Source organism: Halomonas sp. NYA30 (genome assembly GCF_976980765.1).
Map to the genome: position 1 here is coordinate 4499750 of NZ_OZ334477.1, position 21372 is coordinate 4521121.

A 21372-nucleotide genomic window follows, 5' to 3' on the forward strand; every position below is an offset into this window, starting at 1 on the left:
GAGCCCTCAGCCCGCCGTCAACCGGTGCATCCGCTTGATATTCCACGCCATGGTGGCCAATCGCCACTCGCCGCTGACCTTATCCAGTCCGCGTAGCGAGAACTGCCGGAACCCCATCACGTGTTTGATGATCCCGAAGACCGGCTCCACCGTGTGCTTGCGCAGCGCATAGAGCGCTCGGCCCGCCTGCGTCTTCAAGCGGTGTGCCATCTGTTCGACGGGGTCCTCGCTCTCCGGGGCAGGCGGATCCGCGGCGAAACGTTCAAAGACCGGAAGGTGATGGACGTCTCGCTTCATCGCCAACAGCGGTTCGATACCATGGTCATGGCAGGCCTGGATATTGCTGGCACTGAAGTAGCCGGTATCACCCAGCAGGTGGTCAGGTTTTCCCAGCGTTTCCGGGTAACCTTGCCAGGCCGTCAGTAGCGGCATGACTTGCTGCTTGTCATTGGTCGCCTGCGTGACGTGGACATGGGTCACCAGCAGACTCTCGGTATCAACCGCGGCTTGGGCGTTGTAGCACTGATCAAACCCCTTGCCGGTGACCGGCATGATGCGCGACTGCGGGTCGGTGAAATTGATCTGATCCTTGTCACGCGGGCCACCAGTGGGCGGTTCGGGGTCACGCCCACGGGGCTTCTTGCCGGCCTTGCGCTGCGCCTCCCGCCGCGCCACCTTTTCCTGATAGGCGGCTTGCTCGGTGGCGTCCCGCTCCTCGGCGCGCGCCTCGATCTTGGCCTTCGCCTCAGCGATGGCCGCCAGGCGGGCTTCACGGCGGGCAATCTCGGCGGGGATATCCATGCCGTCGGCCGCGTCCTCCTTGTCCGCCGACTCGGCCCGCTCGGTCAGCGCTTTCACCTCTGCCCTGAACTGTGCCTCCAGCTTCTTGGCATGGCCATACGACAACGCCTTGTGCTTGCTGGCGTTGGCCTTGAGCTTGGTGCCGTCCAGGGCGATGGTGCCAAGCTTGAGCAGCTTCATCTCGCGGGCCAGCAACAGCACCTGCACGAACAACTGTTCCAGTTCCGGCAGAAAGCGGCGGCGAAAGGTGGCCAGCGTGTCATGGTCGGGATGGGTATTGGCGGCCAGGTAACGGAACGCCACCGAGTCATAGGTGGCGCGCTCGATCTTGCGGCTGGAGACCACCCCGGTGGCGTAGCCGTAGATCAGCAGGCTCAGTAGCACCGCCGGGTGATGTGCCTTGGAACCCCGCCCCATGTAACGCCGGGTCAACGTCGAGAGGTCCAGTTGTTCGACAACATCGACAACGAACCGCGCCAGGTGACCATCGGGCAACCACTCGTCTACCGAAGGCGGCAGCAGGTAATCGGTCTGGCGATCCACAGGGATGAAGCGGCTCATGGCGATCTTCTCAGCTCGGCGATGACGGTGGTCAGTATCTCACGGTGCAACGGAAAGACCGACAGGCTGCTAGGTAAGCGTCCAATTCGGCTTCTGGTAATTGGGCGAGCAGAACGCGTCCCATGGAGGTATAGGCGGCCGGTAGACGAGTGCCAATCGACAAGGTGATCGCCATTAAACGGTGACGCGCCGCTGAACGCGCGACATAAATGACGTCATCGCCATCAAGCACACCCAGGGAAGAAGACTCCCCGCATTCGTTGGTGATCTCTTCCAGGTACTGTTGAATGGCGCTGCGGTAATTATTGGCGGACAAAAACGAGTAACCCAATTGCAGCACGCGTGGCGCTAACTCAAAGTAGCGCTGCTGTTTGCGGACATAGCCGAGCGCGTGCAGCGTCAGCAAAAAACGTCGTGCTTTCGCTCGGTTCATACCAGTACGCGCGGCTACTTCGCTAAGCGTCATACGGGGATGGTTTTCGTCAAATGCTAAAATAACCTCCAGGCCGCTCGCCAGCGCAGTCACGAAGTCGCGGTCATCAGGGGTTAATATTTCATCTTGGAGTTGTTCTTCCATCTGTGTCCACTCATAGAGGTATGCAACATTATAAAAGGCCAATATAGCATATTTGTTCGAATGGCGAACAAATATGCGCTTCCATGGCCTAAACAATACAGGTCAAGCGGCTAATAAAGCGGTATGATTAATATATTTACTTATTGGCATGTCGGAATATTACCAAAGGAGACCATTCAATGAGTCAACCAAAAGTAACAGTGCTTCACGGTCCGAACCTAAACTTGTTAGGCACTAGACAGCCAGAAATTTATGGCTACGAAACCCTAGAAGATGTCAATAAAGCTTTGAGTAAAACTGCGTTTGCAGCAGGTTGGGATATAGTTTGTTTCCAGAGTAATCATGAAGGTGAAATAATTGATGCGATTCATGCTGCGCGTCTAGATGGAACGCTAGCCATCATAATCAACCCAGCTGCGTATACGCATACATCTGTTGCTATATTAGATGCGCTCAACGCATTTGAAGGCAAAGTAATTGAAGTGCATCTCTCCAATGTTCATAAACGCGAGAGTTTCCGCCACCACTCCTATGTATCATTGAGAGCTGATGGCGTTATTGCGGGACTTGGAACTGGAGGGTATCAAGCTGCTTTAAATTTAATATTAAAAAATTAAAATATCTACCATAATTCTTATGTTTAATAATGAAGAATTTAAAATTTTGAGCTACCTAATGACATTTTCTAATAAGCTTTTATCTAAACCAATTTTTTCGTAATAGCTACGTGCAGCTTCTATTTTAGTAAAAACATCTTCGTACCCTGTTGCTCTCCCCATTTCATCTACATAGGTGTAACCACCTTTTACACTAAACCATGTAATCATTTCATTAACATCTTGAGGTACAAAAAGAGTATGAGTTTCTCCTGGTGGCTCAAAAACAAAAGAACCTTCTTCTGCAACCCAGTCGTGTTCAAGGTAATACCATTTGCCTTTGAGTATGAGAGCCTGCACATCTCCAGAATGACGATGACGTGAAAGAACCCCACTTTTTCTCACTCTTAATAGATTAATATAGTACCCACCACTAGCATGGAGCAGTAAAGGCTTAAAAGATACAAAATTAGTAGTAGGCACCCATAAATTGTCATCATTAACCCACTCACTGAGTACATGGGGAATCATGAGGTCGGAGCTCATATAACTAGGCTGAGGAAGTTGATAAGGAATAGTGTTCATATGAAGTTCATCATTCATTTTTTAACCTAACTAATCTAATGTGAAGTGAGTCGCTTAAAGCTAATTTTTTTCTAAAAATTTAATAGTTTTATCGAATATTTTTTCCATGCTTTTCTCTAAAAGTGCAAAGTGAGTCCCATCTTTTATTCCAACGTAAGTTTTTTCAGGGCTTTGAATTGAATCGTAAAATTCTCTAGACGATTTTTCGGTTGATGTTAAATCATGACTAGCTCTAATAATTAGTGACGGAATTTTTATTTTTTTAGGGCAATGCATATTTGTGTTAGAAAAAATATCAGCCAAATCTGCTAGTGGGCCTGTAGGCACAAGAAATGACGAGTTTAGTGTTTTAGAGTTCCGCATTGTGTTATTAATAATTGACATTAAAGCTTTATTGTTTCGCCAAGCTGATTTATCGATAACCGGTATTTCTTCATCCCATCTCGAAATGAAGCTATTAGTGTCAACAAAAACATACCCTAATTTTTCACCATTATCATTTATAGGTATAGATTCGTATTTTGTTTTCCAATAATTTGCTGCTTTACAATCATAGCTAATAGGGGCATAAAATACTGCTTTACTAATATTGTGAGTATTTTCAGTTAAAACTTTAGTCAGAACAACTGTCCCCCAAGAGCAAGCAACAACGCTTATCTTGTCATGAGAAGTAGTATGAAGAATATGATTTATCAGCTTTATAGAATGCTTAGAAATCTCACTAGCGCGTGTATCTGATATTTTCAGTAAATCAATATCAGCTTTTGACGATCCAAAGCCTAGTAAATCACAAGTGAAGACATGATAACCTAGGCTAGCCAAACGGTGGCACCATGAATATTGTTTATAGTCATTCACCCAAAGCTCAGAAGCAATCGTTGCCCCATGGATTAATAATATAGGTTGCTTTTGATGGTCAAAAGCTTTTTCACAATAAAACTCTCTGACGCATAAGTTATGTACATCATCAATTCTTAAACTATAAATTTTTTCTTTCATAGCAAGAAATCCAATTAAATAGTCTGTGAAATCATAGCTAATACCTAAAGAATGCTAGGTAAAAAAGTTATAATTGCTGGGAAGAAATAGAAAAGTAAGATTGACGACATAAAGAGTATTACAACCGGCCAAGAACTTTTGTAAATATCTGATATTAAAACACTGTCAGCAGAACCTTTTAAGGCAAATAATGTGTATCCAAAAGGTGGAGTTAAACTACCTACTGTTAAGTTGATCAAGAAGATAGTCCAAAACCATATAGGGTCGAAATCATATGCACTTACAACAGGCGCGTACAGAGGTATTGCCAATAATATAAAAGCAAATTGATCAATAAACATGCATAATATAAAAGGTATTAACATTAATACAAAAAACATCATCCAGTCACTAAGCTCTAATGTGCTAACGAAGTCAATCAAACCTGAAGTAGCACCCATGAAGGATAATAATTGGCCGAATAGTTTAGAACTTGCAACAATTATAACAATCATTAAGCTAATTTTTGTAGATGATTGTAAGCTTTCCCATAGCATTTTAAGGTGGAATGATTTGTAAATGGCGGCAGTTATTATAGCTCCTATAACGCCAGTAGCTGCCGCTTCTGATGGAGTCGCAACTCCGAGTAAAATAAGCCCCATAACCGAAAAAATAACAATAAAAAAAGGTGATACTTTAATTATTTCAATTAACTTTTCTTTTATAGAGTAGTTTTTTACAGTCTCATTGTTATCAGGTGAAAGCTCTGGGTTTCGTGCAACACGAATATATACATAGAGAATGAGTGAAATTAGAAGGCCAGGGATGATTCCCGCGATAAGTAACCCTGCAATTGACGTGTCACGAACTAACGAGCCTATTACGATTACGAGAAGGCTTGGAGGAATAATTGGAGCAAGAGATGCACCGCCAAGAATCGTAAAATTTGTTAAGTTAGTATCATACCCAAGTTTTTGCATTTGAGGTAATATAGAGCGACCTAACATTGCAGCTACTGCTGCAGCTGCACCTGAAAGCGCTCCAAAAATAGTCGATAAGGCGATAACTAAATAGTACATACGTCCATTAACACGGCCAATCCACTTATCAAGTGCCGATGACAAGACGTCGACTGAACCAGATCTGAATAAAATCTCACCCATAAGAACGAATAAAGGTATAGTAATAAAACTTTCTGAGGTTAAGGTTTCGTACATGCTGTTACTAAACATGCCAAAGCCTCTTTCTCCTAAAGTTACGAGCACACCTGTGACATTTGCAATTAAAAATGCAACAAAGACAGGGAGACCTGTTGCCATCAAGCCGAGTAAGAATAGAAATGAAACTGTAAGTATCCAATACCATTCCATCTTAAGCTCCTTTTCTATCTAAATAAATTTCAATTAATTGTCTTTTGAACAATATTATTAATTGTAAAACAGATAATCCAAGCCCAAGAGGAATAAAACTAAATACTATCCATTTAGATATTCGGAATGAACCTAATGTATTAATGCCAGTTTCAAACAGACGTGAGAATTCAATAAACGTAATATACGTAACGTATGAAACAATTAAGAAAGATACCGCGTAAATTACTAATTTTATCTTGTTGGCAATGCTTGGTGCAGAAAAATCTAAAATAATAGAAACAGCAATATTGCCATCCGTTCTTGTGACTTCAGGTAGAGCTAACATTAATGATGCACAAAATAGAAATGTTACCGTATCTGTTGCCCATGACGTAGGAGCAGCAAAAAAATAGCGCATTATAATTTCAAAAGAGAAAATAACAACGATTAGCCCTAAAGCTCGGTAATTTTCAACCCAGTTGTCCAAATGGCTGCCTCTAAGCAGCCCGTTTATTACGCTCAACTTCCTGCAGCTTGCCAGGGTTGAGCGCTACCGAACCAGGTACTTCCCAGTTTCGGGTGTTGCCTGACCAGCGCTGTGGATGTCGGCGCTTGGCGCTTTCATACACCGCTTTGCGATGTTCAAGGCGTTCTCGGTCGACACCTCGATGCCGATCAGCGGGCGTCACGTAGCGAAGGCCACTGTGCAGGTGCTTTTCGTTGTAAGCACGTTCGAACGTCAGCATCCAGTCACGTACCGCGTTTAGCGATGCAAAGCCCTTTGTAGGCCATGCGGGGCAATATTTGACGGTGCGGAACAACGCTTCTGAGTAAGGGTTGTCATTGCTCACTCTCGGTCGGCTGTAAGACATCAACATCCCAAGCTCTGTTAACCTCGCTTTCAGCGTATAAGACGTCATCGGCGCACCGTTATCCGAGTGCAGCACTGGAGGCTGGTGCCAGCAACCTTCGCGCAATAAGGCGCGTTCCAGCAGGTGTTTCGCTAACTCGCCTGATTCCGCATCGTGGACTTCCCAGGCGATGATTTTGCGACTGTAGATATCCATGATCAGGTAAAGATACCAGTGCTGGCCACGCACAACGGAAGAGCAGTAGCTGATGTCCCAGCACCAGACTTGGTTAGGCCCAGTGGCCGTAAAGCTCGTCGGCTCAGGCACTGGGCGACGTGGCTTCATGCGCCCGCGGTGGTGCTGCTGTTGGTGCTTTTTCAGTACCCGATAGAACGACGACTCGGAGGCCAAGTAGACCCCTTGATCAGCCAGTGACGGCACGATCTGAGACGGCGGTAGGCTTCGATACTCGGGGCGATTGCAGGCGTTTAAAATGGCCTGTTCCTCCTCATGAGTCAGCTGATGCGGCTGACTGCCTTGTACCGCGTGTAGACGCTGATCCTCAGCCACAGCGCCCTCCCCAGAACGCCAGCGTTTCAGCGTGCGCTCACTCACGTCGATAATCGCCGCTGCTTGATAACGGGAAGCGCCCCCGGTGACCGCTTCATCAAACAACGCAATGAGCCTTGCACGTTCCTCAAGCGGTGTCAGTCGTCCCCGCCGCTGTTCGGGTCTTCGCCGTACAAGGCGTCGAGCTTTTTTGAGAGCACCAGTAACGAGGTGGTTTCCGCTAAGGCTCTATCTTTGCGGCGCACTTCCGCTTTGAGCTGTTTGATCGTCTTACGGTCTTCTTTACGCTGCTTTTGTGCCGTTTTTTGCTGATCGTCTTGTTGACCAGCGCCCTGGAGACAAGCGGCTTTCCACTGCTGGATCTGCTCGGGATAAAGACCTTTTTCGCGGCAGTAAGCCCCAAGCTCTGTTTCTGACAGGGTGGCAGTTTCGATGACCACCGCGAGCTTGGCGTCTGGCGACCATTCGCTGTCGCTTTGGGTGTAACCCGGCACAGGTACTCCTTTTTCTCGACACTGTTTTAACCAACTATACAGCGTCGCGTCAGAGATGCCTTCTTCAGTGGCAACTGACACCACACTACGATTGTGGGGCGGCAGTAACTTTTTCAAGACAGCCGCTTTACGCTCTTTAGAATAACGTGGCACACGTGCTCCATGCCGCTCCCTCTGGATGTGATTTAGGCGATATTGCCAACTGGACAACTAGGCTGACAGAGGGGGCTGGGGTGTTAGCTAAACTTTTTTCGGAAGCGGTCGAAGCTGCTGACGCAGGACCCATGGAAGGAGTACGCGTTACTGGTGCTGGACGCATTGAGGAGATCATATTTGGCTTGATTCCTCAGGTTCTGCCGTTGTGGATCTCTGTCAGCCTTTACCGATTCGAATCCAATATACGCTCCGCAACAGTGCTTGGAATGGTAGGTGGTGGTGAACCGCCCCGGTTATTCCGGAGACCGGTTTGTTTGAGTCAGGCAGCTTCACCCGACTCCTCCAATTGACGATAATACGTCCTTTCTCGTTCTGCTGGTGGAACGTTTCCGATGGGTTCCAGCAGTCGGCGGTTGTTGAACCAGTCAACCCACTCCAGCGTGGCATACTCAACGGCATCCAGTCCCCTCCATGGGCCACGATGATGGATCACCTCCGTTTTGAACAAGCCGATGATGGTTTCAGCCAGCGCATTGTCGTAGGAGTCGCCGGTGGTGCCGACTGAGGCATTGATACCCTCGTCAGCCATACGCTCGGTGTAGCGGATCGAGAGATATTGGCTTCCCCTATCACTATGATGGATCAACCCTTGTCTGTGTTTTCGTGCCCACAGAGCTTGCTCCAGAGCGTCCAGCACCAGCGCCGTTCTCATCGACGTCGCTACACGCCAACCCACGATACAGCGTGCATAAACATCGATAACGAACGCAACGTAAACGAAGCCAGACCAGGTAGCGACATAGGTAAAATCGGCCACCCAAAGCTGATTAGGACGCATGGCCGTAAAGTCACGTTTCACTAAATCAGGTGCCCGTTTCTGGCCGGGATCACTGATGGTCGTGAAGGGGCGTTGGCCTCGCACCACGCCGCGAATTCCTAGGCGGCGCATGAGCCGTTCTACAGTGCAACGAGCAACATTAACGCCTTCACGGCGGAGTTGCCGCCAGACCTTACGGGCACCGTAGACGCAGAAGTTTTCTTCCCACACGCGCTGAATCTCAGCGGTAAGAAACGCATCCTGCCGATACCGGTCTGCCCGCCGTTCAGGATCAGCTTCAAGTGCCTTGTGGTGGTAATACGTCGATGGGGCGATTGGCAGTTGACTACAAATCGACTCGACCCCGAACTGAGCACGATGCTCGTCGATAAATGACACCATCAATTGGGTTTGCGGTCGAGCTCCGCCTGGGCGAAAAAAGCAGCCGCCTTACGGAGAATTTCATTGGCACGCTTCAATTCGGTGTTTTCACGCTCTAGCTGCTTGAGCCGTTCATGTTCAGACAGGTTAACCGAGCTGTTTTCCTGCGTGAGTTCTGTGCGTTTGCACCAGGCTCTCAAAGTCTCTGGTGTACAGCCGAACTTGCTGGCAATGGAGCAGATCGCCGCCCACTTGGACGGGTATTCGCCTTGCTGTTCAAGGACTAATCGAACAGCTCGCTCCCGGACTTCTGGGGAATATCGTTTTGGTGAGTTCATAACTCCATCCTCTCAAGATATGGAGTCTCCGGTAAAGACGGGGCGGTTCAGTGGTGGTATTGGTGTGGCTCTATGGGAAACTATGCGTGGCTTCCAATACACAGAGACCGCTACCATCATGCTAGTAATAATATTCTCAGTAACGCTGTTGGACATGGTTTCTCAATGGGTTAGAAAACGATTTATTTAAAACGTTCCTTGAATCACATAGAGCTAACAAGTTTAATTCAACAGGCCTAGACAATGGAATACTTAATTACAGCAACTGATTATAAGCTTTTAGAAATAACCAAGCTTGCTGCGAAAGAGGCAGGAGCTATTCTAAAAGAAGGGTATTATTCTGAAGAAAGAATTAACTTTGAGCGCAAGGGAGCATCAGACTTTGTTACTGCTTACGATAGAGCTGCGGAAAAATGTATAATTAATCGCATCAGCAGCTCATTTCCAGAAATTGCATTTATAGGAGAAGAGAGTGGTAATACTCCTGGAAATATGAGCGATTACACAGTCATTATTGACCCTCTAGATGGCACTAACAACTTTCTTCATGGCGTGCCACACTTTTCTGTATCAATTGCTGTGACTAAGCACAGTAATCTTTTACTGGGTCTAGTATATCAGCCTTTGCTTGACGAAATGCTTTGGGCAATCCGAGGCGATGGGGCTTATATGAATGAAAGACCAATAAGAATACATAGCGCCCGCCCTCTTTCAGAGATGATAGTAAGCACCTGTCTTCCATATCATGCTAAAGGTGACTGCTCTACTGCCCTAAATCAGCTCACGACATTAATGCCAATGGTCGCTGGAATTCGCAGCCCAGGATCGGCAGCACTTGAAATCGCTTATACCAGTATCGAACGCTTTGATGCTTTTTGGTCTCAGGGGGCTCGACTGGATTTCTGGGACATTGCTGCGGGGATAATTATCGCTCGCGAAGCAGGCTGTATAGTAACCGACCTTAGTGGTGATTCTAATCCTACCTCATGGGAAAGCCTGCTAGCAGCACACCCAGATAGGCATGGTGAATTACTTAATCTTTTGAATTCGTTAACTTAGATATAGCTACCTTTTTATATGAATTTTAAAAGCCTATAGCTAGTTATTAAAGCAACCATCATTACTAATTAATAAATAAGTCTATTCCAGGCTAATGCATTTTTCACCTTTGTGACTGTTGATTACAAACAAAACTCTTCCATAAAAATTAAACCTGCCCATAGCGCCCTGCGGCTTCGCCTAACCAACGGCGTACCAGCACGGCGGTAATCTCAGGATTGCCCTGCAGCGTTTGGGCCATGGCGCTGACGCGTTCCAGAAGGTCGGCATCGCGTTCCAGGTCGGCGATTTTCATCTGCGCCAGGCCGGTTTGGCGGGTGCCGAGCACTTCGCCCGGGCCGCGGATTTCCAGGTCTTTCTCGGCGATGCGGAAGCCGTCGGTGGTTTCGCGCATGACGGCCAAACGCTGGCGCGAGCTTTTCGATAGCGGCGGATGGTAGAGCAGCACACAGAAGCTTTCGGTGCTGCCCCGCCCCACCCGGCCGCGCAGCTGGTGAAGCTGTGAAAGCCCCAGGCGCTCGGGGTTTTCAATAATCATCAGGCTGGCATTGGGGACATCAACGCCCACCTCGATCACCGTGGTGGCCACCAGCAGATCCAGCTCGCCAGCCTTGAAGGCGGTCATCACTTCGGCTTTCTCGCTCGACTTCATGCGCCCGTGCACTAACCCCACCGCCAATTCGGGCAGCGCTAAGGTCAGCTCATCCCGGGTGACTTCGGCGGCCTGACACTGCAATACCTCGGATTCATCAATCAGCGTGCACACCCAATACGCCTGACGGCCTTCGCTGCAGGCTAACCGAATTCGCTCAACCACTTCGGGGCGACGCTCGTCGGGCACTACCACGGTTTTCACCGGCGTACGGCCGGGGGGAAGCTCGTCGATCACCGACACATCCAGATCCGCATAGGCGCTCATGGCCAGGGTGCGCGGAATCGGTGTGGCGGTCATGATCAGTTGGTGGGGCGTTAGGCCGCCCGCTTCACCTTTCTCACGCAGCGCCAAGCGCTGGTGCACCCCAAAGCGGTGCTGCTCGTCAATAATCGCCAGCCCTAAGCACTCAAAGTGCACGTCGTCCTGAAACAGCGCATGCGTGCCCACCACCATCCGCGCCCGCCCATCGGCAATCGCCGCTTTGGCATCCAGTCGCGCTTTGCCTTTGAGCTTGCCCGCCAGCCACGCGACTTCAATCCCCAGCGGCTCAAACCAGGCTTTGAACGAGCGGTAGTGCTGCTCGGCGAGGATCTCTGTCGGTGCCATGATGGCCGCCTGGCAGTTGCCCGCTAGCGCCGAGAGCGCGGCCATGGCGGCCACCACGGTTTTACCCGAGCCGACATCGCCCTGAATCAAGCGCAGCATCGGCGCGGGGCGGCCCAAGTCGTGGCTGATCTCTTCCAGCACACGGCGCTGGGCGCCGGTCAGCGCAAACGGTAACTGGGCCAAAAAGCGCGCCTGCAAGCTGCGCCCAGAGGGTAGCGTTGGCGCGCCATCGGCCTGAATGCGCAGGCGCACCTTGCGCAGGCTAAGCTGATGGGCCAGCAATTCTTCCAGCGCCAGCCGCCGTGTGGCCGGGTGCTGGCCGCTGGCCAGTTGTTCGATATTCACATCCGGCGGGGGCTGGTGCAGCAGGTGAAGGCTGGCGTGCAGGCCAGGTAATTGAAAGCGTTGAAGCAGCGTCTCGGGAATCACATCAGGCAGCGCCTCGGGGGAGTTATCCAGCAGCCCGAGCGCCTGCTGCGCCAGGGCGCGCAGCCGCGGTTGGTTCAAGCCTTCGGTGGTGGGGTAAATGGGCGTGAAATACTCTTCTACCGGCGTTTCACTGCCACCACTGAGGCGGTATTCGGGATGATAAATCTCTAACCCAGTGGCCCCGGCCCGCGCTTCACCAAAGGCGCGTACCAGTGCACCAGGGCGCAGCTGTTGCTGCTGGGCGGGCGAAAAGTGAAAAAAGCGCAGGCTCAGAATGCCGCTGGCATCACGCAGGCGCACCAACAGGCTACGGCGGCGCCCCTTTACTACGTCGCAGGCGGTTACTTCGCCTTCGATCACCGCCTCCTGCCCTGCCCGCAGCAGGCCAATCGGCGTCAGCCGCGTACGGTCCTGATAGCGCAGCGGCAGATGAAACAGCAGGTCGCTAACGCGCTCAATCCCCAACCGGCCAAGTTTCAGCGACAGCGCTTCGCCCACGCCTTTCAGCGCCGTGATGGGGGCGGCGAGGTCGCTCATGGGGCGCTGTTCACGGCCTGAGCAGGCTGCTGGCAGTGGCTGATCGCCTGAATCAACGCCTCGATGGCTTTAGGACGTGGAAAGCTCGCCCGCCAGGCAATGGCCACGGTGCGTGAGGGCGCTGGTGCCACAAAGGGGCGGCTGACCAGCATGGCGTTTTCATACTGATTGGTGCCCAGCGCCGATTGCGGCAGAACGGTAATGCCCAACCGGGAAGCGACCATATGGCGAATGGTTTCCAGCGAGCCACCTTCAGCAATCAAGGTATTGTTGGGGCTGTTGAGCTTTTGGGTAATCGCCGGGCAGGCTTCCAGAATCTGATCCCGGAAGCAGTGGCCTTCACCGAGCAGCAGCAGGCGCTCTTCGAGTAAATCCTCTTTATTGATCGCTTCGCGTGAAACCCAAGGGTGATTGGCGGGCATCAGGACTTCAAAGGCTTCGTCGTAGATCGGTTTAGTGACCACATCGGTTTCGGTAAATGGCAGCGCCACGATAATCACATCCAGCTCACCGCTTCTTAACTTGGCGCGCAGGGTGCCGGTCATGCCCTCTTCAATGTAGAGCGGCATCTGCGGTGCCGCGCTTGCCAGTGCAGGCACCAAATGGGGAAACAGATAAGGGCCAATGGTATAAATCGCGCCAATGCGCAGGGGGTTGGCCAACTGGTCTTTACCGCTACTCGCCAGCTCGAAAATCAGAGTGCTCTGCTCTAGCACACGCTGCGCCTGGGCGATGATCTTTTCGCCCAGTGGGGTGACTTGCACGGTAGATTTTGAGCGCTCGAATAGCGGCGTTTCGAGTTCTTCCTCGAGTTTTTTCACTGCCACCGAGAGCGTAGGCTGTGAAACGTGGCAACGTTCTGCCGCGCGGCCAAAGTGACGCTCCTGGGCGAGGGTTACGATGTAGCGAAGTTCTGTTAAAGTCATAGCGGTGCCAGTGGCATCCTCTCGTAGCAGCTCGTGACTAGGGTTTGTCGCGGGATGGAAAAGGACACGCAAGCTCTGCCAACCGTCCTCTTATCCGACAAGGTCACATTTCAATGTCATCGTTGGTAGAGACTTTGCATCTAATAGGGAATATTAATCAAGAGGAGTGAGCACGGTGAAACTAACCGTACTGATTATCGGCTGTGGCGATATAGGGATCAACCTTGGGCGCGAGTTGCTAGCCGAAGGGCATGACGTGATTGGCATGCGCCGCAACGTCGAGGCATTAAAAGGCACCGGCATCAAACCGTTGAAGCTGGATTTAAACGACCTCGAAGATGCCGCTGCCGACCGCCTTCCCCACGCCGACTACGTCGTCTATACCGTCAGCGCTGACCGTTTTGAAGAGAGCGCCTATCAAACCGCCTACCCTGAAGGGTTAAAGCGCGTGTTGAGCGTGATGGAACAGCACAAAACGCCGCCGCGTCGGGTATTTTTCGTCTCTTCGACCAGCGTACATGGCCAGCAGGAAGGCGAAGTCGTTAACGAAGAGAGCCCCGCCGACTCGACCAGCTTCTCGGGCACGCTGATGTGCGAAGCAGAACAGGCGCTCATCAACCATTCACTGCCCGGCACGGTCGTGCGCTTTTCTGGCATTTACGGCCCAGGGCGTGACCGCTTGATTCATCAGGTGGCTGAGGGCCGTGTGGCGGCAATCACCCCCGTGGTTTACTCCAACCGCATTCACCGTGACGACTGTGCTGGCATTATTGCCCATCTCATTCGTTATCAGGAGAGCGGCGAAACTCTGGAAGATATCTACCTGGGCAGTGACTGCGAGCCGGTCACTATGCATAACGTGATGATGTGGCTGGCCAAGCAGTTGAAAGTCGAGGCGTCCGAGACCATGCAGTCCCCGTTGCGCCGCCGAACCAGCAAGCGTTGCGATAACCAGCGCATCTTGAGCACCGGCTATCAGTTCCGCTTCCCTAGCTACCGCGAAGGCTATTCTCAGGTGCTTAAAGAAGGCGGCTTTCTAGAGGTCAATAACGTCTAACCTCTTGATTAATCGCCAATCACCATCACCGCTTCTGCTTCCACCTGGCTGCCTTTGGGCAGCGCTTTCACGCCAACGGCGGCGCGAGCGGGGAAAGGAGCGGTGAAGAACTCTTCCATGACCTGGTTAACGATCGCAAAGTTATCCAAGTCGACCAGGTAGAGATTCAGTTTGACGATATCACTGAGCGAGCCCGCCGCTTCTTCACACACCGCCTGCAGGTTGGTGAAGACTTGGCGTGCCTGCGCTTCAAAGTCGTCAGACACAATCGTCATGGTCGCAGGGTCCAGCGGAATCTGGCCAGAAAGATACACCGTGTTACCCGCTTTAATAGCCTGGGAGTAAGGGCCAATAGCTGCGGGGGCTTTGCTGGTGTTGATAACAGCCTTATTGCTCATGCGATGTCTCGCTCCTGTAATGATTCCTACCTAATGATTGAATACTAAAAAATAGTGTTCACTGCCGACGCTTTATCAGCATGACGTTATATTGGTTGTTAGTTGGCGAGTCGGGTGATTTTTCCCACGTTGGGAAGATTGCGGATACGTTTGATAATGCGTGCCAAGTGGACGCGCCCTTTTACCGACAGCGTTAAATTGACCGTGGAGAGGCGGGCATCGCGCTCCTCGATGCCAATACGCTCGATATTGGCATCGGCGTCGGTGACCAGGCCGGCAAGCTCGGCGACCAGCCCTCGGCGGCTCTCAATTTCGATCCGCAGCGCCACCGGGAAGTCCTCATCGATCGTGTCCGACCACTCCAACGCAAAGAGCTTATCGGGGTCGTTTTTATCGGCAAAGTTTTTACACTCGGCGCGGTGAACGACCAGCCCTTTGCCCGTCGAAAGATGGCCGACCACCGGGTCGCCCGGCAGCGGGTGACAGCAGCGCGCAAAGTTGGTCACCATGCCTTCACTACCGCTGATCACAACCGCTTTACTGCCTTCGATACCGGCAGGATGTTCATAGGTTTCATCGCCATGCGCGGCATCCACCAAACGGCGTGCCACCACGTGGGTCATGCGGTTACCCAGCCCCAGCGACTCCAGCAGTGACTCTTCCGACGATACATCCAACTCTTTGAAGGCGCGCTTTAACGTACTTTCGTCAAGCTCTTCGAGGCTGGTATCAAACGGCGCCAGGGCTTTATTGAGCAGCCGCCGACCCAACATGACGGCTTCGGTCTGCTGCTGGTATTTCAGTGCATGGCGGATCGCCGAACGCGCCTTGGCGGTGGTCACGAAATTAAGCCAGGCAAGGTTGGGACGCGCACCGGGGGCGGTGATGATTTCCAGCGTCTGGCCGCTCTCTAAGCGGGTCGAGAGCGGTGCCAAGTGGCGATCGATCCGACACGCAATGCAGTTATTGCCGATATCCGTGTGCACGGTATAGGCGAAGTCGATCACGGTAGCGCCCTGCGGCAGCTCCATAATGTCGCCTTTGGGCGTAAACACGTAGATATCATCAGGAAACAGATCGTTTTTGACATGTTCGATGAATTCTAACGAATCGCCAGCGTGGCGCTGCATTTCCAGCAAGCCTTTCACCCAGGCGCGAGCACGGGCGTGGCTGCCTTCGGCAATCGGGTGAGACGTCTGCCCTGCTTTGTAAAGCCAGTGGGCGGCGATGCCGTTATTGGCCATGGCTTCCATCTCACGGGTGCGTATCTGCACCTCGATAGGCATCCCGCGCGAGCCAAACAAGGTGGTGTGCAGGCTCTGGTAACCGTTTGCCTTGGGAATCGCAATGTAGTCCTTGAAGCGCCCCGGCACCGGCTTATAAAGGTTATGCACCACGCCTAAAATGCGGTAACAGCTGGCCACGTCTTCGGTAATGATGCGAAAACCAAACACATCCATGATTTCGGCAAAGGGCTTACGCTGGTCGCGCATCTTCTTATAGATCGACAGCAGATGCTTTTGGCGCCCAATCACGGTGCCATTGAGCCCATCTTCATCCAGGCTTTTTTGCAGCGATGACTGGATTTCACGCATGGCACTGCGCCGATGACCGCGCGCCTTGGCAACCGCCCGCTTGATGCGCTCGGCACGCATGGGATGGATGGCTTGAAAAGAGAGATCTTCAAGCTCAACGCGGATGGTATTGATACCTAGACGCCCGGCAATGCGGGCATAAATTTCCAGCGTTTCACGGGCAATGCGGCGCTTTTTATCAGGGCGCAAGGCGCCCAGGGTGCGCATGTTATGCAGCCGGTCGGCCAGCTTAACGATGATGACGCGGATATCCCGCGACATCGCCAGCACCATCTTCTGGAAATTTTCCGCCTGGGCGACGGCTTTGTCTTCAAAGGTGATCTGGGTAAGTTTGGATACCCCATCGACCAGTTCTGCTACCGGTTTGCCAAACTGAGCCTCCAGGGCCTTTTTGGAAACGCCGGTATCTTCGATAACGTCATGCAGCATGGCGGCCATCAGGCTTTGATGGTCCATGTGCATATTGGCAAGAATATTCGCTACCGCCAGCGGGTGGGTAACGTAAGGCTCGCCGGAACGCCGCCGCTGGCCGTCGTGGGCCTGCTCAGCATAATAAAAGGCACGTTTGACCTGCTGGATTTCATCCGGGGGTAAATAGCCGCCGAGTCGATCGGCCAGGTCATCAATGGTGAACATCTACCGCGCCTCTATCGGTTCGTTGCAACGTTAGTCGTCGATATGAGTAGGCGCCATGGCTGGGCGCGGACGCACAGCGGCTTCAACTGGCTCGTCCAGTACCGTGTGATCCACCAAGCCTGCGGCAATTTCACGCAGCGCCATGACCGTGGGCTTGTCATTTTCCCATGGCAGCAGCGCATCGCGGGAGCCACGCGCCAGCTGACGAGCGCGCTGGGTGGAAATCATCACCAGCTTGAAACGGTTTTCAACATTTTCAAGACAATCTTCAACGGTTACGCGAGCCATGGGAGCCTTCCTGTTATGACGGAACCGGGCCGACACCGTAGAGAACGGCGCCGACCCAGTGAAAAAAATGGTGCGACAAAAATAGTGCAACGCAATAGAAAGTAGTAGAACCTGATAGATTACTCGACCGCAGGCGCCTGTGACAAGAGTGCAGCTAACAGTGGCGCATGGCGCTCACACATTACCGGGCGGCTTAAACGTCGGCTGATGACTAATGATTGTAACTCTTGCAGCGCCGTCGTGAAGTCATCATTCACTACCAAGTAATCATATTCGTGGTAATGGGACATTTCGCTTATTGCATCGCGCATACGCCGGGCAATCACCGCATGCTCATCGGTGCCGCGGCTAGCAAGGCGCCGCTCTAACTCTTCGCGTGAAGGGGGAAGTATAAAAATCGACACCGCATCAGGCATTTGCTCACGCACTTGCTGGGCGCCCTGCCAGTCAATCTCCAGAATAACGTCCTGCCCAGCTGCCAGTAATACCTCGACCGCCTTCCGCGAAGTACCGTAGTAATTATCAAAGACGTTGGCATACTCAAAGAACTCGCCGTGCGCGATCATCGCTTCAAACTCAGCCACGTCGGTGAAATGATAATTCACGCCATCCACTTCACCCTCGCGCTTGGCACGTGTGGTATGCGAGACCGACACCTGAATCCCATCCAGACTTTCAATTAGCTCGCGCACCAAGCTAGTCTTGCCAGCACCCGACGGAGCAGAAACGATAAAAAGCGTACCTTGGGACATGAAGCGCGTTCCCCTCAGTTGGCAAAATAAGTAGCGAAAATAAGTAGCAAAGAACAGTAAAGCGACTGCAGCAGAGCAGTAAGGCTGCGCAGTATCGCACACCCATCGCTGCGACTGTAGCGTTGGCAGCGACATACAGGGAGGTAAGCATGCGCAGTACGCTATTTATTTTAGGCCTGATTGCACTGGGTGTAGCCCTGCAAAAAGGCATTATTGAGATTCCCCGCCACTGGGCGCCCTGGGCTCCGCTACATATCGACGACCCCCTCACACCGGTCACTCAACTGAAGCTTAACCGCTTAGCGGATGACCGCGCCGGGTGTTTAGCAGCATTAGACACGGTGCCCGAAGGCGAGCTGCGCTACACACCACTGGCCGATTACACCCCCACAGCAAGCTGCCCGCTTTCCAATATCGTGCGTATGCAGTCAAGCGATGTCGCTTTTAATCGGAGCTTCGTGGCGTCCTGCCCCATGGCGCTGGCATGGGTGATGTATGAACGCCACGCGTTACAGCCTGCCGCCGAGGAAATTATAGGCAGCCGGGTGAGTCAGGTTAACCATGTGGGTAGCTTTGCCTGCCGTAATGTTTATGGCCGTGAAACGGGCAGGCGCAGCGAACACGCCACCGCCGAAGCGCTGGATGTGGTGGGGTTTCAGTTTGAGAATGGTCAGCGTATTTCGCTGATCAACCACTGGGATGATGAAGGTGCAACGGGGGAGTTTTTACGCGCCGCACGAGACGGTGCCTGCGAAACCTTCGGCAACGTATTAGGGCCTGACTACAACGCCGCGCATGCCGATCACTTTCACATGGGCATGCGCGGATTTAGACTGTGTCGCTAAGAGATCAACCATTACTTATTCGAGGTTGATGTCATCTTCATCCGTGGCTGCACCGGTAGCGGCGCCAATACCACCGCCAATGACAGCCCCTTGCGTCATGCTACCGCCTGTTGCTGCCGCCGCACCAGCCCCCACGGCCGCGCCTACGCCAGCACCACTAGCAGCCCGCTCGCCGGTAGAGGTACCGCAGCCTGCCAAGCCGATAGTCAACGCTACCACTGCGCCTAGGGTTACTATGCGTGTCGTTTTAAATACCTGAGTATGCATACTCATCTCCTTATGGGTTGCTGCTTTTACACCTTAGAGAGGATTCGCCGTCTTTGCCATATTAATTATCACTGTTCGATAACTATGCAAAGTTTATGCATAATTAGCCAACGCTAGACACGCTGGGCCACGGCGCCATAGGTGCGTTGTTCCAGCCAGCGCCCACCCGCAAAAATGACCAACCCGCAGAACGCTAATCCAGCACCGACTAAGCCGGTGCTTGACCAGCTAAAACCAGCGCTGATCGCCAACCCCGCCAGCCACGCACCTAAAGCATTAGCGCCATTAAAGGCCGCATGATTGAGTGAGGCCGCCATGGTTTGGGCATCTTCAGCCACATCCATTAAGCGGGTTTGCAACGAAGGTGCCAGCGCCATGCTGGTACCCACCAGGCCAACAAACAGTAGTCCCGTCCAAACATTATTCGCCGCGAAGTAAAACAACCCCTGAACCACCCCACACCACAGCAGAATGATCGGGATCGCACGCATCAGGTTTTTATCTGCCATACGCCCGCCGATTAAATTACCGGCAATGGAACCCAAGCCAAAAATGACCAGCACCAACGGCCCCAGCGATTCGCTCATGCCCGCCTGCTGGGTTAACGTCGGCATCACATAACTAAAGATGGCAAACATACCGCCGCAGCCAATGCAGGCGAGGGCTAACGCGACTAATACACGCTGTTTTAATAATGCGGAGAGTTCACGCAGAGGGCTCGCAAACGAATCAACTGGCTGAATCGGCACATAAAGTCTGATCAACAGCGCCGTTAGCAGCGCAATGCCACCAACGCCTACAAACGCGATCTGCCAGCCAAACAGATTTCCTGTCCAGGTGCCCAACGGCGCTCCAATCAAAATCGCCACCGTTAAGCCCATCATCACCCGCGAGATAGCCCGCGCCCGCTGGTCGACCGGCACCGCCCCCGCCGCCACCAGCGCTGCAATGCCAAAATAAGCCCCATGCGGTAAGCCAGCCAGAAAACGCAGGCCTACAAATGACCAAAAGCCTGGCGCCATGGCACTGGCGATATTGCCTACTGCAAATACCAGCATCAGTACAATCAACAGAAGCCGCCGGGGCGCCCGTGCAGCCAGCGCCGAAATCAGCGGCGCGCCGACCACCACACCCAGGGCGTAGCTACTAATTGCATAGCCCACCTGGGGCACGGTCACGGCTAAATCGCCCGCCACGCGGTTCATCAAGCCCATGATGACAAACTCGCTGGTGCCGATACCAAAGCCACCCAGCGCCAACACAAATTCAGCCAAGCGCGGGTTACGCGCCAGCCCTTGAGACGACGATGCTGTCGTATCCTGCATGCTTATCTCCTTGGGATATCGCACTGGTGGCATCTCGGTTAGCGTTAAATGATCGCAGGATTAGACGAAAGTAGAAACACACGGCGCTCAAAAAGTTAGCGGGCAAAGAAGATAAGCGCCGCGGTTTCCCACTTCTACGCTCGCTTTGCTAGTGTGAGGCTTTTACTAAACGCGTGAGGCAATGATGACGCCCGAAACCATTGAACAAGCCATGCAAGCATTAGCTCAGGCCGACCCAGATATTGCCCGCGCCTACCCATTGGTCGGGCCTCCTGGCCCACGCCAGCGCGACCAAGGCTTTGCAACGTTTTTCAGTACGATCGTCAGCCAACAGCTATCCACCGAAGCAGCCCGCGCCATCATGGGCCGCGTCAATACACTGTTGCCTGAGCTGCACGCCAAGGCAGTGATGGACGTGGAGGGCCAAGCACTGCGCGATGCGGGTCTCTCCTGGCGTAAGATCGAGTATGCCAAGGGGCTGGCGGAAGCGGAACTTGCAGGCACTTTTAGCGCCGATGGGCTTGAGCACCTGAGTGATGAGGAAGTGATTGCTGCGATTACCGCGCTGCGCGGTTTGGCTGCTGGAGTGCCGAGATCTACCTGATGTTCTCGCTCAAACGCCCGGATGTCTTCCCCGCCGATGATCTTGCCCTGCGGGTAGCGCTTGGCCGCCTAAAAGGCATGGACGACAAGCCCACGCCCAAACAGGCGCGCCAGCTAGTCGAACACTGGGCGCCCTGGCGAAGCGTGGGTTCGCTGTTTCTATGGCACTACTATCGCGGCGAGCCGCTTTAAACAGTAGGCTCAGCCTGAAAACTGGCTGCGCTCGACCATACGGCGTTAAAAATCGTCTCAAAGTACTCATTTACACAACGTAAACTCCGTCTTTTCACCGATTTTTGCCTTGTCTGGCCTTCGCTCGCCGACTTTTCAGACAGAG

At 52.4% G+C, this 21372-nt stretch carries 18 protein-coding genes, 3 pseudogenes and 1 other annotated feature; of the genes and pseudogenes, 5 read left to right on the forward strand and 16 right to left on the reverse strand.

What is annotated here, in order from left to right:
• Positions 1-6: 6 nt before the first annotated feature.
• Entirely contained in the window at positions 7-1362 is a 1356-nt protein-coding gene (locus ACWI0H_RS20890) for an IS1182 family transposase (protein ID WP_016913619.1), read from the reverse strand.
• A 67-nt stretch (positions 1363-1429) separates the two neighbouring features.
• Positions 1430-1939, reverse strand: a pseudogene (locus ACWI0H_RS20895) (IclR family transcriptional regulator domain-containing protein); the annotation flags it as partial.
• Positions 1940-2118: 179 nt separating this feature from the next.
• Here ACWI0H_RS20895 and aroQ point away from each other — a divergent pair.
• Positions 2119-2556, forward strand: coding sequence for a type II 3-dehydroquinate dehydratase (gene aroQ, locus ACWI0H_RS20900; RefSeq protein WP_485874440.1), 438 nt, complete (start codon positions 2119-2121; stop codon positions 2554-2556).
• A 51-nt stretch (positions 2557-2607) separates the two neighbouring features.
• On the opposite strand, the gene ACWI0H_RS20905 is transcribed toward aroQ, so the two are convergent.
• From ACWI0H_RS20905 to ACWI0H_RS20930, 6 genes and pseudogenes are all read right to left on the reverse strand, one after another.
• The gene (locus ACWI0H_RS20905) at positions 2608-3138 is read right to left on the reverse strand and encodes a 2,4'-dihydroxyacetophenone dioxygenase family protein (protein ID WP_485874441.1); all 531 of its coding nucleotides are present in this window, start codon (positions 3136-3138) and stop codon (positions 2608-2610) included.
• Positions 3139-3180: 42 nt separating this feature from the next.
• Entirely contained in the window at positions 3181-4119 is a 939-nt protein-coding gene (locus ACWI0H_RS20910; RefSeq protein WP_485874442.1) for an alpha/beta hydrolase, read from the reverse strand.
• Between the two features lie 44 nt (positions 4120-4163).
• A complete protein-coding gene (locus ACWI0H_RS20915; protein ID WP_485874443.1) occupies positions 4164-5468 on the reverse strand; it encodes a TRAP transporter large permease in 1305 nt (434 codons plus the stop codon).
• A 1-nt stretch (position 5469) separates the two neighbouring features.
• Entirely contained in the window at positions 5470-5937 is a 468-nt protein-coding gene (locus ACWI0H_RS20920; protein WP_485874444.1) for a TRAP transporter small permease, read from the reverse strand.
• Positions 5938-5947: 10 nt separating this feature from the next.
• Positions 5948-7518 (reverse strand): annotated as a pseudogene (locus ACWI0H_RS20925) (IS3 family transposase).
• Between the two features lie 322 nt (positions 7519-7840).
• Positions 7841-9057, reverse strand: a protein-coding gene (locus ACWI0H_RS20930; protein ID WP_230806374.1) for an IS3 family transposase whose coding sequence is annotated in 2 segments (ribosomal slippage) — positions 7841-8772 and positions 8772-9057 — 1218 coding nt in all. Because the reading frame shifts where the segments join, the coding sequence is not laid out codon by codon here.
• Positions 8666-8782 (reverse strand) — a sequence feature (AL1L pseudoknot). (Overlaps the previous gene by 117 nt.)
• Before the next feature lie 243 nt (positions 9058-9300).
• Here ACWI0H_RS20930 and ACWI0H_RS20935 point away from each other — a divergent pair.
• A complete protein-coding gene (locus ACWI0H_RS20935; protein ID WP_485874445.1) occupies positions 9301-10116 on the forward strand; it encodes an inositol monophosphatase family protein in 816 nt (271 codons plus the stop codon).
• A 148-nt stretch (positions 10117-10264) separates the two neighbouring features.
• On the opposite strand, the gene recG is transcribed toward ACWI0H_RS20935, so the two are convergent.
• Both recG and ACWI0H_RS20945 read right to left on the reverse strand, forming a co-directional pair.
• Positions 10265-12343 (reverse strand): ATP-dependent DNA helicase RecG, encoded by a 2079-nt coding sequence (gene recG, locus ACWI0H_RS20940; RefSeq protein ID WP_485874446.1) that lies wholly within the window; start codon positions 12341-12343, stop codon positions 10265-10267.
• Positions 12340-13269 carry a hydrogen peroxide-inducible genes activator gene (locus ACWI0H_RS20945; protein WP_295712744.1) on the reverse strand — a complete coding sequence of 310 codons (930 nt, stop codon included), beginning with the start codon at positions 13267-13269 and terminating at the stop codon, positions 12340-12342. Before ACWI0H_RS20945 ends, recG begins: the two co-directional genes overlap by 4 nt.
• A 175-nt stretch (positions 13270-13444) precedes the next feature.
• Between ACWI0H_RS20945 and ACWI0H_RS20950 the strand changes: the two genes are divergently transcribed.
• Positions 13445-14326, forward strand: coding sequence for an SDR family oxidoreductase (locus ACWI0H_RS20950; RefSeq protein WP_290701217.1), 882 nt, complete (start codon positions 13445-13447; stop codon positions 14324-14326).
• An 8-nt stretch (positions 14327-14334) separates the two neighbouring features.
• Here the strand turns inward: ACWI0H_RS20950 and ACWI0H_RS20955 are convergent, their stop codons facing one another.
• The 4 genes from ACWI0H_RS20955 to gmk all read right to left on the reverse strand — a co-directional run bounded on the left by ACWI0H_RS20955 (position 14335) and on the right by gmk (position 17995).
• Complete coding sequence (locus ACWI0H_RS20955; protein WP_290701214.1) at positions 14335-14724, reverse strand: RidA family protein; 390 nt, start codon at positions 14722-14724, stop codon at positions 14335-14337.
• 98 nt (positions 14725-14822) lie between these two features.
• Positions 14823-16955: a RelA/SpoT family protein gene (locus ACWI0H_RS20960; protein WP_485874447.1), complete on the reverse strand. Its 2133-nt coding sequence runs from the start codon at positions 16953-16955 to the stop codon at positions 14823-14825.
• 30 nt (positions 16956-16985) lie between these two features.
• Positions 16986-17243 (reverse strand): DNA-directed RNA polymerase subunit omega, encoded by a 258-nt coding sequence (gene rpoZ, locus ACWI0H_RS20965; RefSeq protein WP_007112267.1) that lies wholly within the window; start codon positions 17241-17243, stop codon positions 16986-16988.
• A 119-nt stretch (positions 17244-17362) separates the two neighbouring features.
• Positions 17363-17995 carry a guanylate kinase gene (gmk, locus tag ACWI0H_RS20970; protein WP_485874448.1) on the reverse strand — a complete coding sequence of 211 codons (633 nt, stop codon included), beginning with the start codon at positions 17993-17995 and terminating at the stop codon, positions 17363-17365.
• A 149-nt stretch (positions 17996-18144) separates the two neighbouring features.
• On the opposite strand from gmk, the gene ACWI0H_RS20975 reads away from it, so the two are divergent.
• Positions 18145-18840: an extensin-like domain-containing protein gene (locus ACWI0H_RS20975; protein ID WP_336270392.1), complete on the forward strand. Its 696-nt coding sequence runs from the start codon at positions 18145-18147 to the stop codon at positions 18838-18840.
• A gap of 15 nt (positions 18841-18855) precedes the next feature.
• On the opposite strand, the gene ACWI0H_RS20980 is transcribed toward ACWI0H_RS20975, so the two are convergent.
• Both ACWI0H_RS20980 and ACWI0H_RS20985 read right to left on the reverse strand, forming a co-directional pair.
• Positions 18856-19107, reverse strand: coding sequence for a hypothetical protein (locus tag ACWI0H_RS20980; protein ID WP_008957112.1), 252 nt, complete (start codon positions 19105-19107; stop codon positions 18856-18858).
• Between the two features lie 113 nt (positions 19108-19220).
• Positions 19221-20432, reverse strand: a complete 1212-nt coding sequence (locus ACWI0H_RS20985) for an MFS transporter (RefSeq protein ID WP_336274666.1) — start codon at positions 20430-20432, stop codon at positions 19221-19223.
• Positions 20433-20616: 184 nt separating this feature from the next.
• Between ACWI0H_RS20985 and ACWI0H_RS20990 the strand changes: the two are divergent.
• Positions 20617-21227: pseudogene (locus tag ACWI0H_RS20990) on the forward strand (DNA-3-methyladenine glycosylase family protein).
• The last annotated feature ends 145 nt before the right edge of the window (positions 21228-21372 follow it).

Bases quoted from the DNA above. Each gene is read 5' to 3' on its own strand.
- ACWI0H_RS20890 (WP_016913619.1), bottom strand. From the start codon at position 1,362: ATGAGCCGCTTCATCCCTGTGGATCGCCAGACCGATTACCTGCTGCCG.
- aroQ (WP_485874440.1), top strand. From the start codon at position 2,119: ATGAGTCAACCAAAAGTAACAGTGCTTCACGGTCCGAACCTAAACTTG.
- ACWI0H_RS20905 (WP_485874441.1), bottom strand. From the start codon at position 3,138: ATGAATGATGAACTTCATATGAACACTATTCCTTATCAACTTCCTCAG.
- ACWI0H_RS20910 (WP_485874442.1), bottom strand. From the start codon at position 4,119: ATGAAAGAAAAAATTTATAGTTTAAGAATTGATGATGTACATAACTTA.
- ACWI0H_RS20915 (WP_485874443.1), bottom strand. From the start codon at position 5,468: ATGGAATGGTATTGGATACTTACAGTTTCATTTCTATTCTTACTCGGC.
- ACWI0H_RS20935 (WP_485874445.1), top strand. From the start codon at position 9,301: ATGGAATACTTAATTACAGCAACTGATTATAAGCTTTTAGAAATAACC.
- recG (WP_485874446.1), bottom strand. From the start codon at position 12,343: ATGAGCGACCTCGCCGCCCCCATCACGGCGCTGAAAGGCGTGGGCGAA.
- ACWI0H_RS20945 (WP_295712744.1), bottom strand. From the start codon at position 13,269: ATGACTTTAACAGAACTTCGCTACATCGTAACCCTCGCCCAGGAGCGT.
- ACWI0H_RS20955 (WP_290701214.1), bottom strand. From the start codon at position 14,724: ATGAGCAATAAGGCTGTTATCAACACCAGCAAAGCCCCCGCAGCTATT.
- ACWI0H_RS20960 (WP_485874447.1), bottom strand. From the start codon at position 16,955: ATGTTCACCATTGATGACCTGGCCGATCGACTCGGCGGCTATTTACCC.
- rpoZ (WP_007112267.1), bottom strand. From the start codon at position 17,243: ATGGCTCGCGTAACCGTTGAAGATTGTCTTGAAAATGTTGAAAACCGT.
- gmk (WP_485874448.1), bottom strand. From the start codon at position 17,995: ATGTCCCAAGGTACGCTTTTTATCGTTTCTGCTCCGTCGGGTGCTGGC.
- ACWI0H_RS20975 (WP_336270392.1), top strand. From the start codon at position 18,145: ATGCGCAGTACGCTATTTATTTTAGGCCTGATTGCACTGGGTGTAGCC.
- ACWI0H_RS20980 (WP_008957112.1), bottom strand. From the start codon at position 19,107: ATGCATACTCAGGTATTTAAAACGACACGCATAGTAACCCTAGGCGCA.
- ACWI0H_RS20985 (WP_336274666.1), bottom strand. From the start codon at position 20,432: ATGCAGGATACGACAGCATCGTCGTCTCAAGGGCTGGCGCGTAACCCG.